At 40.4% G+C, this 16,158-nt stretch carries 16 protein-coding genes; 4 read left to right on the plus strand and 12 right to left on the minus strand.

Annotation, left to right across the window (positions count from 1 at the left end):
* The first annotated feature begins 123 nt into the window (after window positions 1-123).
* The 4 genes from HMPREF1517_RS08065 to HMPREF1517_RS08080 are packed head-to-tail and all read left to right on the plus strand — an operon-like array spanning window position 124 to window position 3,934.
* Window positions 124-903 (plus strand): SDR family NAD(P)-dependent oxidoreductase, encoded by a 780-nt coding sequence (locus HMPREF1517_RS08065; RefSeq protein ID WP_037600954.1) that lies wholly within the window; start codon window positions 124-126, stop codon window positions 901-903.
* Entirely contained in the window at window positions 900-2,042 is a 1,143-nt protein-coding gene (locus tag HMPREF1517_RS08070; RefSeq protein WP_037600957.1) for a glycosyltransferase, read from the plus strand. Before HMPREF1517_RS08065 ends, HMPREF1517_RS08070 begins: the two co-directional genes overlap by 4 nt.
* Entirely contained in the window at window positions 2,035-2,691 is a 657-nt protein-coding gene (locus HMPREF1517_RS08075; protein ID WP_037600960.1) for a hypothetical protein, read from the plus strand. Before HMPREF1517_RS08070 ends, HMPREF1517_RS08075 begins: the two co-directional genes overlap by 8 nt.
* Window positions 2,651-3,934, plus strand: a complete 1,284-nt coding sequence (locus HMPREF1517_RS08080) for a glycosyltransferase (RefSeq protein WP_037600963.1) — start codon at window positions 2,651-2,653, stop codon at window positions 3,932-3,934. Before HMPREF1517_RS08075 ends, HMPREF1517_RS08080 begins: the two co-directional genes overlap by 41 nt.
* 90 nt (window positions 3,935-4,024) lie before the next feature.
* Here the strand turns inward: HMPREF1517_RS08080 and HMPREF1517_RS08085 are convergent, their stop codons facing one another.
* From HMPREF1517_RS08085 to HMPREF1517_RS08140, 12 genes are all read right to left on the minus strand, one after another.
* Window positions 4,025-4,510 carry a hypothetical protein gene (locus HMPREF1517_RS08085; protein ID WP_014634679.1) on the minus strand — a complete coding sequence of 162 codons (486 nt, stop codon included), beginning with the start codon at window positions 4,508-4,510 and terminating at the stop codon, window positions 4,025-4,027.
* Window positions 4,511-4,513: 3 nt separating this feature from the next.
* Window positions 4,514-5,869: a J domain-containing protein gene (locus tag HMPREF1517_RS08090; protein ID WP_037600968.1), complete on the minus strand. Its 1,356-nt coding sequence runs from the start codon at window positions 5,867-5,869 to the stop codon at window positions 4,514-4,516.
* 10 nt (window positions 5,870-5,879) lie between these two features.
* Window positions 5,880-7,649 (minus strand): Hsp70 family protein, encoded by a 1,770-nt coding sequence (locus tag HMPREF1517_RS08095; RefSeq protein WP_037600971.1) that lies wholly within the window; start codon window positions 7,647-7,649, stop codon window positions 5,880-5,882.
* A gap of 351 nt (window positions 7,650-8,000) precedes the next feature.
* Entirely contained in the window at window positions 8,001-8,936 is a 936-nt protein-coding gene (locus tag HMPREF1517_RS08100; RefSeq protein WP_013990402.1) for a bile acid:sodium symporter family protein, read from the minus strand.
* A gap of 142 nt (window positions 8,937-9,078) precedes the next feature.
* A complete protein-coding gene (locus tag HMPREF1517_RS08105) occupies window positions 9,079-9,528 on the minus strand; it encodes a cytidine deaminase family protein (protein WP_037600976.1) in 450 nt (149 codons plus the stop codon).
* 10 nt (window positions 9,529-9,538) lie between these two features.
* Window positions 9,539-10,276 (minus strand): ABC transporter permease, encoded by a 738-nt coding sequence (locus HMPREF1517_RS08110; protein ID WP_004182313.1) that lies wholly within the window; start codon window positions 10,274-10,276, stop codon window positions 9,539-9,541.
* Window positions 10,273-11,154: an ABC transporter ATP-binding protein gene (locus HMPREF1517_RS08115; RefSeq protein WP_037600980.1), complete on the minus strand. Its 882-nt coding sequence runs from the start codon at window positions 11,152-11,154 to the stop codon at window positions 10,273-10,275. Before HMPREF1517_RS08115 ends, HMPREF1517_RS08110 begins: the two co-directional genes overlap by 4 nt.
* 70 nt (window positions 11,155-11,224) lie before the next feature.
* Window positions 11,225-11,902 carry a hypothetical protein gene (locus HMPREF1517_RS08120; RefSeq protein WP_037600984.1) on the minus strand — a complete coding sequence of 226 codons (678 nt, stop codon included), beginning with the start codon at window positions 11,900-11,902 and terminating at the stop codon, window positions 11,225-11,227.
* 137 nt (window positions 11,903-12,039) lie between these two features.
* Window positions 12,040-12,705 carry a hypothetical protein gene (locus HMPREF1517_RS08125; protein WP_037600987.1) on the minus strand — a complete coding sequence of 222 codons (666 nt, stop codon included), beginning with the start codon at window positions 12,703-12,705 and terminating at the stop codon, window positions 12,040-12,042.
* Between the two features lie 12 nt (window positions 12,706-12,717).
* Window positions 12,718-13,212 (minus strand): YkgJ family cysteine cluster protein, encoded by a 495-nt coding sequence (locus HMPREF1517_RS08130; RefSeq protein ID WP_037600991.1) that lies wholly within the window; start codon window positions 13,210-13,212, stop codon window positions 12,718-12,720.
* A gap of 84 nt (window positions 13,213-13,296) precedes the next feature.
* Window positions 13,297-15,297: an ABC transporter permease gene (locus HMPREF1517_RS08135; protein WP_037600994.1), complete on the minus strand. Its 2,001-nt coding sequence runs from the start codon at window positions 15,295-15,297 to the stop codon at window positions 13,297-13,299.
* Window position 15,298: 1 nt separating this feature from the next.
* Window positions 15,299-16,057 (minus strand): ABC transporter ATP-binding protein, encoded by a 759-nt coding sequence (locus tag HMPREF1517_RS08140; protein ID WP_037600996.1) that lies wholly within the window; start codon window positions 16,055-16,057, stop codon window positions 15,299-15,301.
* Window positions 16,058-16,158 lie beyond the last annotated feature (101 nt).

Raw genomic sequence — 16,158 nt, forward strand, 5'->3', positions numbered from 1 at the left:
ACATAGAACTTTTCAATATTTTTTAGCAAGAATCCCCTAACTTACCTCCATCATAACAAATATTCTTTCCAAAGGAATTGAGAGGTAGTTTTCTGTCTCAGTAAAATCTGATAAACTAGAGTTATGCAAACAACAGACTCATTTAGTAAGGCAATTATTTTGGGAGCTACAGGAGGAATTGGACGTCACCTAGCAACTGAACTGGCAAAACATCTTGATTTTCTGGTTCTAGTAGGCCGAAATCCAGACAAATTAGTCCAACTGCAAAATGAATTAGCTGGAAGCAAGGCACAACTTTCAATTAAGGTTTTAAATCTGTGTGATAAGGAAGCACTGGAGAATTTTGGAAAGGCATTAGATGCTGACCTTCTGGTCAATTGTGCAGGACTAGCTAGCTTCTCCATAGGAAGTGATTTAGCCACAGAAAAGGAACAAGAGCTCTGGCAGGTAAACTACCATGCTCCAGTCCAGCTAATGAAATTGCTAGTGCAGAAAAATCGGAAAATCCGGCTAGTCCAACTTTCTTCACTGGCAGCTCTTTTTCCTCATCCCTATCTAGCAGCCTACAGTTCCAGCAAGGCTGCCTTGCAGACCTACACTCTTGCTCTCCAGGAGGAACTAAAAAATGTAGATTCTCAGGTCCGAATTGCACTTTACCTTCTTGGACCAGTCCAAACGCCCATTTTCTCTCAAAAACTAGTTGATGCTCTAGGAGGTAGTCGTTTGCAGATGAAGCCTGAGAAAGTCGCTCAGCAGTTGATTCGATTCATAGAAAGGGGTACTTCCTATGCTGTTATCGGCCTTCGCTATCGCTTGCTCGTTTTGCTAGGTCGTCTGCTTCCCCAAAGATGGATTATTTGTCTCCTTGCAAGGTATTTACGAAAGGGACTTATTAATAGATGAAATTTATATTTATATTTTTAGGCGTTGCTTATCTTCTCTTATTTCTCATCCGTTGGTTGTTGTCCTTCATTTATTATAAAAAAGGCCAGTCTCATATTGCGGACTTCCCAGAAGAGCTTTTTACAGTGGTCCAACCCATCCTCTCTGGGGATCCTCGTTTAGAGAGTGATTTGCGGGCCAATCTCCAGCAAACAAAAGTAGTTGAGTTTTACTGGTTAATTGACCAGTCTGACACAGAAGCTCAGCATGTAGCGAACAAAATTTGCCAAGATGAGTCATTTGCCCAACGTATCCGAATCTTTCTCATTGAAGACGTCCCTCAGGGAATTAATCCCAAGAGTTACAAGATTGAGCAGGTTGTAGAGGAGCTGACCCGGCCTTATCTGATTGTTTTGGACGATGATAGTGTGATTGATTTTTCTAAAATGGGTGAGCTGACTACCTATCTAGGTCAAGAGGTCATTCTGACAGGTATTCCCTATAACCAAGAAAGAAGTAATTTCTGGTCCAAGCTGGTTGCAGCATTCGTTAATGGCAATTCTTTTATTACCTATTTTACCATGGCAGAAGTTGAGGCAAATCACTCCATCAACGGGATGTTTTATATCCTACCGGTAGAACTTGCAAAAGATCAGGGGCTCTTCACAGCGATTAAGGACTATCTATGTGATGATTTAGCTGTGGCCGATTTTTTAAGGAGTAAAGGAGTATCCATTATCCAAACGCGGGTTACCTGTAATGTTCGAACCACTATAAAAAACGCTAAACAATACCTGCTCCAGATGAAGCGGTGGCTTCTCTTTAGCTCTATCTATCTCAAAGAACACCTGGACTGGAAGCTGTTTAGCCTCATAGGTTTACCGAGTTTTCTGCCTCTCCCAGGTTTGATCTTAAGTCTTATTTTAGGTTGGCCTTATCTTCTTCTATCCTTAAGCTTACTGGTATTCAAGGCAGTTTGGATGCTCCTCTATCGACAAAGCATTCTAACCAATCGCTTACACTTGGATGAAGTCACCTACGAAGTGCTGAATGATCTCCTGCTTCCTTGGCTGTTTGTCCATGTTCTAATGACACCTCCTGTGATTAATTGGCGGGGGCGGAAGATTCGAGTGACGGATGGAAAGATTCGTTATGAGTAAGATGAAGTCCTATCTAGACCGTTTGTCTGCTTTGTCTCCTGATCAGACCATGCTAGACTCTGATTGCTTGGTTCTCTTTCTTAGTGGGAGCAGTGATATTACTTGTGCCGGGCTGACAGCTGGGCAACTAGACCTCCTCCATGCAATTTGTCCATCTGGCTATTCAGTGGTAGCCAGTAATTTTCCCTTCAATAAAGATTTTGAACATATAAAGTCTCCACAAGTATCCCTCTTGTCAGCTTCTGCATCCAATATCATCTACTATTGGCATACGATTTTGAACCTTCGTTTCCAAAAGTTGTTACAGGAGCACTTGTCTCCCTTGTTGGAAGCTCAGGAAGTAGTTCTTGTTTGTAAGAGTTCAGGTGTCAATATGCTGACCCAGTGGCTCAGAAGTTTAGGGAATCAGGTCACCCTTCCAAGATTTCGCATAATCGCACTTGGTCCTGTCTCCCAAAAACTCTTAAACAACAAAAAACTAGAGGTACTGGTGATTAAAGGAAAAAAAGATCCATATTCTAAATTCTTGGATTCCCACCAAGCGGATATCCTAGTGGATTCGGATCATTATAGCTATGAATACAAAGAAGATGTGAAAGGAATCATTCATGACTGGATTGAACAAAGTAATAAAGATAGATGTGATTAGCGTACCATTTAGTGGTCATTTATTTCCGACCTTGACACTGGTGAAACCCTTGTTAGAAGACCCTCGTTTTCAAATACGTGTCATCACAGGTTATCAAAAGAAGAAATTAGTTGAAAAAATTGGCTTTGACTGTGTTGCCTTATTTCCAGATCGTCCGACAGTGATGGAAGATATCGCCAATACCTCTAAGCAAGCAAAACCACATATTATGTACCAACAATTAATCGCAAATAGCAAACTAATTCCAGAAGTTATAGACGAAATCAAGCGAATTTGGGAGTCCGATGGAAAACCAGATTTGATTATTGCAGATTTCATTGCAGCTCCTGCTGGTATTTTAGCAGACCGTTTGGGAATACCCTGGATTACGACCATTCCAAGTCCAGTAGCTATTGAGAGTCGCACGACCACTCCTGCTTATTTAGGAGGGTGGAAACCCCATCAGGGAATCCTCTACAAATGTAGAGATGCGCTGGGTAGGCAGATTATCCGCATGGCAAAAAGAATTGGCTTTGCACTTGTTAAAAGAAATCTTAAATATTTACAAGATTTCAAACTTTATAGAGAGGATGGTACAGAAACCATCTATTCTCCTTATTCAATTCTGGCTCTGGGAATAAAAGAGTTGGAGTTTAGAGATGATTTTCCACCCCATCTTAAGTGGGTTGGTTATCGCTGTCTTTCTTTTGACAAACTCCCCAAGGAACAAGAACAGTATTTCACGACCTCTAAAAAACGCGTGTTAGTGACTTGCGGCACCCATTTAAAATGGGAAAAAGAAAGAATGGTGAAATTGGCCCAAATACTAAGTCAAGAATATCCTGACTATCATTTTTATGTCACACTAGGTAACCCAAGTGGTTTGCAAAATCCGCCACATCATCTAAATAACAATCTTTTACTTTTTGATTATCTGCCCTACACAGACATTCTAGATAAAATGGACTTTGTGATACATCACGCTGGTTCCGGTATTCTAATGGGATGTATCGAACAAGGCATTCCTAGCCTTATTCTTCCTCAAGATTTTGATCAGTTTGACAACGCCTTACGAGCTGAGTTAGCCCAGGTAGGACTTGTCTCTCGAAAAAAGACAGATTCTGAAGTCTTAGATTTATTCCAAGCATTAATTTCTCAAAAAGATTGGCCTAAATTACATTCTCTAACTCAGATAAGCAAAGCCTATCAACCTACAGAAATACTTTATCAAGAGATTGAAAGACTCTTAAACATAGATAAATAATCTTATTAACAAAAACTTAGGTCCTCTCCTAAGTTTTTTTGTAAATTTTAGTCAGTATAAAAAGCCAACCCAAGGTCAGCTTCTTACTGTCTAATATCGATCAGCGAGTTCGTAAAAAGTGCGGACGACACGTCCTTTATAATGCACTCTGACTTTCCGTAGCCAAAGGCTATCACCCTTTTCAAGAATATTAAAGTTAGATTGGCTGACGAAAAAGTTACGTTTAGTGTCACCAACCTTAACCACTAAGAAATGATTAGCCCTTGTTCTTGGTGCTTTGGCAATTCTCTTTCCAATGATGACACCAACAACTTTAGACCAATCCTCGCTATAATAACCCATCTTGGTTAAGACAAAGAGGAGAAATCTATCCGTTAATATCCAGATAATAGCGATAAGCCCAAGCAAAAAAACGATAAAGATTCCCGTCACCAAGCCTAGACTACCACTTTCACGCCCACTTTCAAACCAGAGATGTAAGCCTTTCTGATTTCCAAAATACAAGAGAGCTAGGAAAATACCTGTAAGGAGGAGAGCGAGGACTCTTTCACTATTTCTTAAAATAAAATCTTTCATGTCCTACTCCTTCTCTACCGTAGTGTAGCTACCATTTTCACTCTTGATAGCAATATCTGATGACATGGCAACTAATAAAGTAATTGGACCACGGACTTGGCCGTCACTATCTCTAAGTTCCCAATTGCTACCGTCAGTTGTTGTTGCAATCCCCTTGGTCTCTTGACCATTTTCATAAACCGGCAAAACATAAACTTCTGTCACACCTGGTAGTTCTTGACGCTGTCCTGTCGAGCTATCCTCAATCACAAAGGTTGAACTGGCCTGGTCGTAGACCACCTTTTTAGTGTCAGAAATGGGCTTGTCTGACTTTTTAGCCAAATCAGAAATAGCAGATGCTGCTTTATCTACCGTCCCCTGTGAGACCAGTTCATTTCCTGTAAGCCCTGTAATGACTTGTATCTTCTTAGGTTGCGATTTCAGCATTTCTCGGGTGAAAAAGCCATTGGCGAGGAAAAAGATACCACAGACCATAATGAGAAAATAGACGACAATAATCTTTTGCCCTGTTCGGGTGGGCTCGGTCACTTCCGTCACTTGACGTATCGGACGTCCCTGCCAAACATCTTGCTTGTATTTCTTATCCAAGAGGTCACAAAGGTAGGCCTCCAACAATGTGAAATCAAACTCCTTGGCTAACGTTTCAAGCCCTTCCAAGGTCTCATATTTCAGGCCGCCTCTTTCGAGTATAGCTCCTATAGTCTTAGTCAAACGGTAGGCAAAATCCTGATCATCCAACCATCCCAAATCAGAGCACTGATTGATATAACCTTTGAGTTTAGAAATAGTCAGAGGATTGCATAGATAATACTCCTCAACAAGTTGAAGAAAACTATCCTGATCCTTAATAGCTAAATCTTCTCTAAGAACAGAGTCCTCGCTAGTCCTTGAATAAGGCTCACTATGATTGAACGTTTCATGAATATCAGATAAGGCTAACTCATCCAACTGTTCCTGTTCTTCCTCAGAGATCACCTGCTGAAAGTCATGTTCTGTCACTTGCTTGTCTTCGACTTCTTCCGTCGCAGAAGCCGTAAGCTCAAGTTCTTCAAAACTTTCTTGATTTTGACTAGACTTGCTAGCATCTGCAGCTTGTGTAAAGGAAGCTTCTAGCTGAGAGGTAGATACCAGACCAGCCACACTGCCATCAGCCTGTTTATGGCCTATGACGGCATCCATATCCTCATTTTCAGAATGCGATTTTTGCCAGGCAAGGGCCTCTTGATAAGCCTTTTGAAGGCGTTGGAAATTTTTAGGGTCATCCTCAGGGTGATAGACCTTACTTTGTTTGGCGTAGGCTCTCTTGATGTCCTTAAGATTATTGCTTGGTTGAATGCCCAAAATCGACCAAAAATTCATGCGTCACCTCCTATCTCCAGAAATTAGGGTCATCAGACCTATCAAAGGGCTCACCAGTCTCCTCATGGTCAGCTTCTTCTTGACGGAAAATATCCAAATCATCTAGTGACATGATATTTTCAATGCTATCAAGATAAGCTTGGTAGCGTTTCACAATCTCTTTTCGCTTCTTGATATTGTTAATAGCTAGCTGATAGCTTTTTTCAAAATCTTCCATTTGCCACAAAAAATGTAATTGCATCTTATAAGGCATTTCCATGACTAAACGATAGGCCCGCTCAGATTGCGTTTTAAAGTCGACCTCAAAGGACAATTGATCAGAGACAAGCTTGATATTCTCAAGGTGCTCACTCTTATCGACTTCTTCGATTTTACTTTGACTACCGATACGATACGTTTTAGTCTCGCCTGTTGACCCCAGTTTAACCTCTATATATAGCATGGAATTAATATCGTAAGTAAAGGTGGTTTCAAAAAACTCTGTCTTAGTTGCAGTCCCAGGAACATCGATAATAAACTCATCCAAAAAGAGATTTGCCTCAGGATCGAGCGATTCTCCCTGATAAATCATAAAGCGACATTGTCTCTGTCCCCGACTGGCATAATAATATTTGCTTGCAGAGGTCGGAAGGACAGATAATTTATTAATAACCTTTGAAAAGATATTTTTATCAAAGTCAGAGTCATAGGCACTGATTCCCAATGAGAAAGGACAAATATCTGTAATCACCAAATCTTTGACCTTCTCCTGACGCTCTTTGACAGCTAAATAAGTCCCCAAACCACGCGCAACCAACTCATCCATATCCTTCAGACGCTTAATAGGAAGATTGAGCAGATTCGTGATATAAGATTGAACTAAAGGCATCATGCTAGACCCACCGACCAAGATAAAAGCATCCAGCTCATGTGCCTTGTAACCACTATCACTCACCGCTCTACCAATGACTTTCTTAACACGGTCAAGAACAGGTTGAATAATGGACTTAAGCTCAGCTTGAGTGTATTGTTTCATGTAATATTGGTCATCGTAGGTCAAGGATACTGCAGCCAGTTTTTCCTTTTGTAGCTTGAGTTTGCAACGTTCTGCAGACAAGAGGAGACTAGACTTTTGCTTGGTATCTAGCTTCTCCAAATCAATCCCTTGAGACTGACAAAAATCTTCAGCGATAGCCTTATCAAAGTCGCTACCACCCAAGAAGTTATCACCTGCAATGGAAACAATTGAAATCACATTATCAAAGCAATCAACCACAGAAACATCAAGCGTTCCTCCTCCAAAGTCGAAAACGATGAAAGACTCGTCCATACCAATCTTATGACAAGAAATAGCTGCCGCAGAAGGCTCGTTAATCAAACGTTCTACCTTAATGCCCAATCGTTGTCCAATAGCCTTAGTCGCAGATCGTTGCTTCTCGTTAAAATAAGCTGGCACACTAATAAGTATCTCATCTACCTTTTCACCTAAGTAACTCTCCGCATCTGCTACTAATTGTTTAACCACCAAAGTTGACAAATCCGTTGCCGAGAAAGCTTCCCCATCAAGGTAAAATATTTCATTGGTTCCCATTGAACGTTTAAAGAGTTGGACCGTATTCTCAGGGTCAGTCACTAAGCGTTCCTTCGCAATTTTTCCAACCGTCAAAACATCATCAGACACATGGACCACGCTAGGCATCAAATATTCGCCAAAGCCATTTGGAATCAGCTCAACCTCACCCTCACGATAGGTAACCGCTAGACTATTCGTCGTTCCCAAATCAATACCAATTGTTGCCATAACATTCTCCTAAACTGCTTTTGTCCTTCCATTATAACATAGTCAAAAACTTCCTTTTCAAGAAGTAAATAAACAATTTCAAATGTTCCATGAACTAAGAAAGTCAGCAAAGAATGACAGATGATTCTCTTTGAGAACGAAGTGAGTATAACTGAGACTTTCCGCTGTGATAAAAACCCCTGAAGAACTTAAACTTCAGGGGTTCGGAAGTTTCGAGACCTTATACTCTAAGCTTAGGTATGGAACTTCTTTGAAGTTCGCTGACGTCCGTCATTACCTAAGGAAAGTCTCGAAAAAGATTCTTTATTAAAAAATAAAAGCCAACCCAAGGTCAGCTTTTCATTTATCTTTTTAATTATTTTTTGAATGGTTCTTCCACCATGATGAAAGGATAGAACCTGAGATATTGTGCCAAATACTGAAGATAGTTGATGGGATGGCAGCTTGTGGCACGAAATATTTCATGGCAAGGGTTGCTCCAAGACTTGAGTCTTGCATCCCCACTTCGAAAGTAATGGCTTTTTGTTGTGGTTCTTCCAAACCAAGGATTTTTGAAAATCCAAAACCAAGGGCATAACCACAAAGGTTATGAAGCATAACAACTGGGATAACAAGGGCTGTCGCTGCTGTGAAAATATTGGCATGGTTGGCAGAAACAACTGCTCCAACAATCAAGAGGATGGCAGCTTGTGAAATCAAAGGCATAATCTTGATGATGGCATCGATTTTCTTACCAAAGATTGAGTGAACGAGCACACCCAAGATAATAGGGACAACCACGATACGCAAGGTACTTAGGAAGAGGCTTTGGGCAGGGACACTCACGTACTGACCAGCCAAGAATGACAAGAGGGTTGGAATCATGAGTGGTGCCAAAAGAGTTGAGAGGGTTTCAATAGAGACATCCAAGGCAACATCCCCACCTGAAAGGAAGGCCATGACACTCGATGAAGTCCCACTTGGACAAGAGCCAACAAGGATAACCCCTGCTGCTGTCGCACCTTTCAGATGGAAAATCATACAAAGCAACCAAGCCAAACCAGGCATGATGACATAGTGGGCTACAGTCCCGAGAACAACTGGAATTGGACGCTTAGCAATACGTTTAAAATCTTCAGTTGTCAAGGTAAGCCCCATACCAAAGAGAATCAAACCAAGCAGATAAGCCGTATTGGGAATGACCCAACTACTAGTTGCAGGAAGGGCGTAGTTAAAGGCCGCCCAGAGGATAACAGCTACAGTAAACCATTTGCTGAGCCATTTACTAAAAGATACAAGTGACTCCATAATGAAACCTTCTTTCTATTTTCACGATATAGTATAGCACTTTCATTTTGAATTTCAAGGTAAATTTCGAATTTTCTGAAATTAATTTCAAAAAATAAATCCTCACACTTAACATGCGAGGATTTTGTGATTTCTATAAACCTTAAGCCTTGTCTTGTGACTTTTCTTCAAATTGTTGAGCCCGTTCTTCTCCCCACCACAGTGGCAATAATTCGCCCAAAGTAATGGTTTGACGTGTTTCGTAGTCAACCATAAACTCCAAGTTACGATTATCAGGATGCAGTTCCATTAGAAATTCTCGACAGGCCCCACAAGGCATGCCAGACGGTCCACCATGAGGCGGCTGGTCACGAAAGGCGATAATTCGCCTAACCTTAGTTTGACCAGTTTCTTGATACATATTGAAAAGGGCAGCTCTTTCGGCACATAGATGGAAAACACCACACGTCCCTTCCATACAAAAGCCTGTGAAAATTTGCCCATCTTCAGCCTCAACGGCAGCCACAACGTGTCTAGCATAGACAAAGTCTGAGACTTCCTGTGGCTGATACAGGGCTTGAGCCTTTTCATACATTTTCTGCCAAATATCCATTATTTCTCCTTTAACCTCGATCACTTTCCCTTTGAGACTTGATAAAGAGTGCAAGCCCTGTTGCTACTGCAGTATAAGCTACAATAAACAGGAGTGATTTCCATGAAAATTTCCCATTGATAGCAAAATTAACGACCAATTCATTGACATGATAGACAGGTGTCCACTCAGAGATGCTCTGAACCCACTTAGGGAACATGGAAATAGGAACCCATGAACCACTCACTATAGGCAAGACAAGGTAAATAATATTTGCCACAAGAGACATGAATTGTTGAGATTTAATCTGAGCGATAAGTAAACCAAAAGCTAGAAAGAGCAGACCGGACAAAAGTAAGAGAGCACCTGACCCTACCCATCTAAAGAATGGCATCTCTACATCTCGGAAAAAGGCACCTACACAAAAGGTCACAATGATGGCAACCATAAAGTTTAGAAGCACACGAAAGATTTTAGAAAGATAATAAGCTGCAATACTAACCTTTGAGTGCTCGATATAGGTCAACCAGTGTTCAATTCGGTCCTCTTGCAACATATAGGGAAAGGTAAACAAACCAAAACTAGACATGGAGAAGCCAGTCATGGTCAGCATATAAGACAGCAAAAACTCTTTTTGAGCTTCTGGAGTAGGTGCTGAGAAGATACTAGAAAAAAGGAGGAAAAATCCGACAGGTATCCCGATTCCCATGATAAAGACTGGCCAACTTCGCCACGTTTTAATCCATTCAATTTTTAGTAATGCTTTCATGCCTTGTCCTCCCTTGTTGAATCAAATAGGCTATCCAAGAGTGTTTTATTTTGAATTTCAATATCAGAAATTCCACAGCCCGAATTTTCAAGACTTTGCCATACCTTTTCGATATCTTTGGTCATGAAGCTGATGACATCCCTCTTTTCAGTGATTTCATAGATATCTGGCAGTCCATGAACAATGCTAACAAAGCTACTTGGAAGAGTGACTTGTTTCTCTTTCTCTTCATGTCGCATAGCGTATGGCGTAGTATCTCTGATAAGTTTCCCTTGATGGAGGACTAAGATACGGTCAGCCGTGTGTTCCACTTCTTCAATATAGTGAGAGGAATAGAGAATGGTCACACCTGATTTTTTCAAATCATTAACAATCTCCCAGAAACGCTGACGAGTGGAGGTATCCATACCCGCTGTCGGTTCGTCTAAAAAGAGGATTTTAGGTTTATCAATCAAACAAAGGACAAAAGCCAGAAGACGTCTTTGACCACCTGAGAGTTTGTCCGCAAACTGCTGGTACTGGTCTTCCTTAAATTGCAGGAGTTCCTGAACCTCTTGATTGGTCAAGGGATTATCAGAAATAGATTGGAAGAAGGCAATCAGCTCTTCCACTTTTAAACTATTTGGAATGGTATTTTCCTGGAGGAGAACCGCGATTTTATTTTTGGCCTTACCTGCCTTTCCATCAATGAGGACCTGACCACTGCTGGGCTTTTTATCACCAAGAATACAAGACATCAAGACAGTCTTACCCGCCCCATTAGGTCCAATCAAGGCAACACAATCTCCCTGATTTATCTCAAAACTAATATCCTCTAAAATGGTCTTTCCCTTGATGCGTTTTCCAAGGGATGTGACTTGAATAATCGTTTCGCTCATACCTGTGATTTCCTTTCTTTTGTATAGGAACCATGCTAATTGACAATAGAGCTGATATCATTGGACTCCCTTAATACTCCACTTCCAACTCCGTACAGAAGAGACTTCCGCTCAGATGAAGTCTCGTTTCAACTTGCTCTAAATCAGATTCAAAACGATCCACCCTTACAGATGATAGGGGATGTGAGATTCCAGTGGTGTCCATGACACAACCATGAGGAAGTCGAATATGAACTTCACCAAACTTAGCATCAAGATGAACTGCTACCTGACTTGATGCAAAGCTGGCTTGACTCAAATCCAGCCACAGCTCACCGAAAGCCATATTCATATCAACCGTTTCGACTTCTTGAGAATAGATGCGATACCTATCCTCAGCCATATATGTCTTAACAGAAATATGTGGTCCTTCTTGGTCGTTCTTATTGACCTTATAGTCTTTAGTGAGACCTTTCTTTTGACTACGGCCATATAGCAACTCTAAAGCCAAACCTATTAGAAAGATACCGCTAAAGAGATTCCACTGTGCAAAATCGAGGTCTAACAAGTCATGAACATAGGGTGATAAGAAGGCCAAACCAAGAAAAATAAGAAGAGGTCGCCTATTCAAGATACCAAAACAAAAGAAAGCCACGAAGAAGACCAAATTATAGTTGACCATGATCCAAAAATCTGGAATAAAGGCACTAGCGATAAAACAAGCTGCTAGTAAAAGTAACAAGAAGGACCGAAGATTAAATCGTTCCATAAGAAAACTCCTTTCTAAAGAAATGATTGCAATTTTCCAATTATTTTCACTATCAGTATAGCACTATTTGTAAACGTATTCAATATTATATTAAAAGGATTTGCAAGAAAAAAAGAGCTTTCGCTCTTTCATTATTTTCAATGTTTGATAGTTACCTGTCCAAAGGATACAGATCCTGTTAGAGAAACTGTAGTGCTTGATAACTCTCGCTCTCCTAGACTATCATAGCCTTTCACTCCTGCTAGGCTTGTATGAAGCCCGTGTGTATCCACTTGCCAATCCTTAGGTACTCGAATGATAACCTGAGAAAAATTTGCCTGAACAACAATCTGAGGTCGGTCCGTCATAAACTGCGCCTGACGCAAATCCAAGATCAAACGTCCAAAATCGGCATTGGCATAAACAGTTTCGAGATTTTGTGAAGTCACCACCTGAACAGACTCTGAAAATAAGGTCTTAGCAAATACCTCTCGTTCATGTTCTTTAGACACCTTGTAAGAAAAGTTCTTCTTATAACTTGGCTTGCTCAAACGGTCCACCGCAATTCCCAAGATAAGAATTCCTACAAAGAGAGTCCATTCTGAATAGTCCAATCTAAAGAGGTCATGGATATAGGTCGATAGAAAAGCCATCCCCAAGAAAAAGAGAAATTTCCCCTTAGATTGCCAGCTCAAAAGCACAAAAAGCAAGGCTAAAATCAATTTATAATTAAAGGCCAAATACAAATCTGGAATAAAAGCTGTTGCGATAAAATAGGCAGCAATGATAAGTAAGGTAATAACACCTGAATTAAAGCGTTTCATAACAGTTCCTTTCTAAATCCTATCCTTGAGTTTTTCCACAAAAAGGTAGGCTGCTGGACAGAAAAGCGTATTTTTGATAGTCAGATGATTGATCTGATAGATTTTCTTACGATCCGTGTGAGGAAAGGCTGCACAGGCCTTAGGACGGACATCATAAATATCACAGAGATTATCAGGCCCTAAGAAGGGACAAGGCATAGACTTGAAGACCTTGTCGCCATCCTCATCTACCTGCAGGTACAGCTCCTCGAAGGCAGGTAATTTCATTCGAAAATGCTTGGCAATGCGAGTAATGTCCTGCTCTGTAAAGTCGGGACCAAGCGTCTTACAACAATTGGCACACTGAGTACAATCAATTTCTTGAAAGACTTCATTGTGTACCTGCTGAACAATCTTATCTAAATTTTTAGGAGCCTTCTTCTTGAGTTGTGCTAGAAACTTTCGGTGCTCCCCTTGCTTTTGACGTGCCAATTCCTCATAACGTTTGACATCAATAGTCTGTGACATGTATTTTCTCCGATAATTTATAATTCTGTCATCTATTATAGCATAAAAGAAATAGAGCCTAGCTTGAACTAGACTCTATGTCAGTTACATTGATACGATTCTACGATAAGAACGCGACGTTAGGACGAAAACCAAGATATAGGCTAGGAAGAATACGCCACAAACAATGATAGTAACCACTAACATAAGACTTGGATTAAGAACTCCAATGATACGCACAATCAAACTGATCATATGATAGGCAAAGGCCAAGTGAATAAAGGCAAAAATCAAGGGGAGGAAGAAGACAGTAAGGACTTGCTTTCCAATGGTTTGCTTGACTTGGAGGTCGTCCAAGCCAATCTTTTGAAGAATAACAAAGCGCTCACGATCCTCATAACCCTCGGAAATCTGTTTATAGTAAATCACGAGAACTGTGCCAAGCATGAAGATGATGGATAGGAAGATGCCGATAAAGAAGGTTCCACCAACAAAGCCATTTACCATGCCTTCTGCATCATATCGGCTATTTGCAGTGAAGTAAGACTTAGGGAGGCCAGTAGTTTGTCCAGCTAACTGTTGTGTTTCTTTATCCGTGATTTTGTCTAACAAATCTGAATTTTTCTTGGCATCATGTGAAGGGTCTTTGACATTAACACCAACATAGGTAGCTTGGGTGGTTGCTGTTCCTTTGATACTTTCTTGAAAATCATCCATATCAGGAACAACAAGGTAGCTATAATCAGAAACTATGATTGTGAAGAGGTTGGGTACTTTACCTTTAAGAAAGTCATTAAGGCTATCATGGATCTGGTAGGTTTGACTGTTGACAGACAAACTCTTTTGATCTTTTAATATTTTATTTTTAGTAAATAAGCCAACTTGATTCGAAGTCAGATTGAGGTCTTTACCTGTTAATTGTTTATAAGTAGATTGTGAGAAGACAAGAAAAATTGACTTTGGTAGAACTTTTCTTTCATTCTCAGAAAAGATGGTTAGCTTGTTTTTTTCTTGTTCTTTGATACCAAAGTAGAGGTAACTTGCTTCCACTTTTCTATTTACCTGATTTCCCGTCTGTACTAAGAAATCATCTATAGCTCTCCGTGTACTTGTTAAATCTACATTCGTCCCTGTAACTGAGTAATCATGCGGAGCAGAACTCGCCAGATAGTCTTTTTTTCCAGCATAAATACTTGCAGCACCTACAAGTGTCACCAAAACCATACTTGAGAGAATGGCAATGGTCGCCAGCCCAACTGCATTTTTTTTCATCCGAAAGACAAGGTTGGAAATGGAAATCATATTATTGGGCTTGTAATAGTAGCTCTTCTTCTTTTTCAAGAGTTGCAGAACAACTGTTGTCCCGGCATTAAAGAGAAGGTAAGTCCCTAGAATGACCAGTAGAACAGCTAGAAAAAAACTCATAATAGCCGTTACTGGATTCTGAACAGAGAGAGCAAGATAGTAACCATACCCCATAGCACCAAGTCCCAAAAGGGTTTGAATCACTAGAAAACGTCCCTTTTTTTCACCCTTAAGGCCATCTTTAGTTAATTGTAAAGGATTAAGCCGTAGCAATCGGAAACCATTTACCAAAACCAACAAACTAAAAATACAAACAAAGATGACAAGAACAATAGGAATTGTCATTACTTGAAAGGTCGAAACTAAACCAGTACTTTCACCGATAAGCCTTTGAAGAAAAGCATAAATGAGTTTATCGAAAAGTGCCCCCACACCTATACCTAGAAGCAAAGTCACAAAACTCATAATCACTGTTTCTTTTAGAATCATACTAAAGAGGTGACGCTTCTCTAAGCCTAGCACACTATAGAGACCAAGCTCCCTTGAACGATTTTTCATAACAAAGCTATTGGCATAAAGAACAATAATTCCAGAGGATAGGGCGACAATTCCAAGTCCCATCCCCAAAACCATCTTGATAGCATCTGCCCCAGTCAAGTCATCCAGATGAGGATTAAGCGTTAAAGATGTAAAGATATAGGTAATGGCAATAGCCAGAATGGTTGCTAAAGCAAAAGGATAATAAAGCTTACGATTTTTTATGAGATTGGACAAAGCCAGTCTATTGGTTAGACGAAACATATTAGTTCACCTCACTTGCCATTGCAGTTAGTGTATCGGAAATTTCCTGGAACATTTGATGTTCAGACTTATCTCCTTTGAAGATTTGATTATAAAGAATTCCATCCTTGATAAACAAAACACGCTTCGCACGACTGGCGGCAGCCGTCGAGTGAGTTACCATGAGAATGGTCTGACCGGTGGTATTGATGGCATCAAAGACATCTAAGAGTGCCGCTGAAGATTTGGAATCCAGAGCACCTGTTGGCTCATCTGCTAAGAGGATTTCTGGTTGAGTGATGATTGCACGCGCAACCGCAACCCTTTGTTTTTGCCCACCTGAAATTTCATAAGGGTACTTCTCTAGTAAGGAATGAATTCCCAGTTGACGACTGATTGCATCTACTTGTGTCATCATTTGCTTAAGTGGGCGACGAGAAAGAACCAAAGGTAGCAAGATATTATCTTTAACGGATAGGGTATCCAAAAGATTGAAATCCTGGAAAACAAACCCTAATCTTTCACGACGGAAGCTAGAAGCATCCTTGTTTTTGATGGTTGCTGTGTCCATACCATTCAGATAGACACGCCCTGCTGTTGGTTTATCAAGCATGGCAAGGATATTAAGCAAGGTTGATTTTCCTGACCCGGACTCACCCATGATTGCAACATAGTCACCTTTATCAACCGTAAAATGGATATCTTTAAGGGCTTCAACCTGATTTCCTTTGAAACGTGTTTTATAGATTTTTTTAACATGTTGAACATCTAGTAATGTCATAATAAGCTCCTTTATTTAATAGATTTAGAAGAGATTCTAGGAACCTCTTACTTAACTTCTGATACCATTTTATAGAAAAAGCAAGGTCTCAACCATAACCC

It is taken from the genome of Streptococcus sp. ACS2 (assembly GCF_000525585.1).
Classification (GTDB): Bacteria; Bacillota; Bacilli; order Lactobacillales; family Streptococcaceae; genus Streptococcus.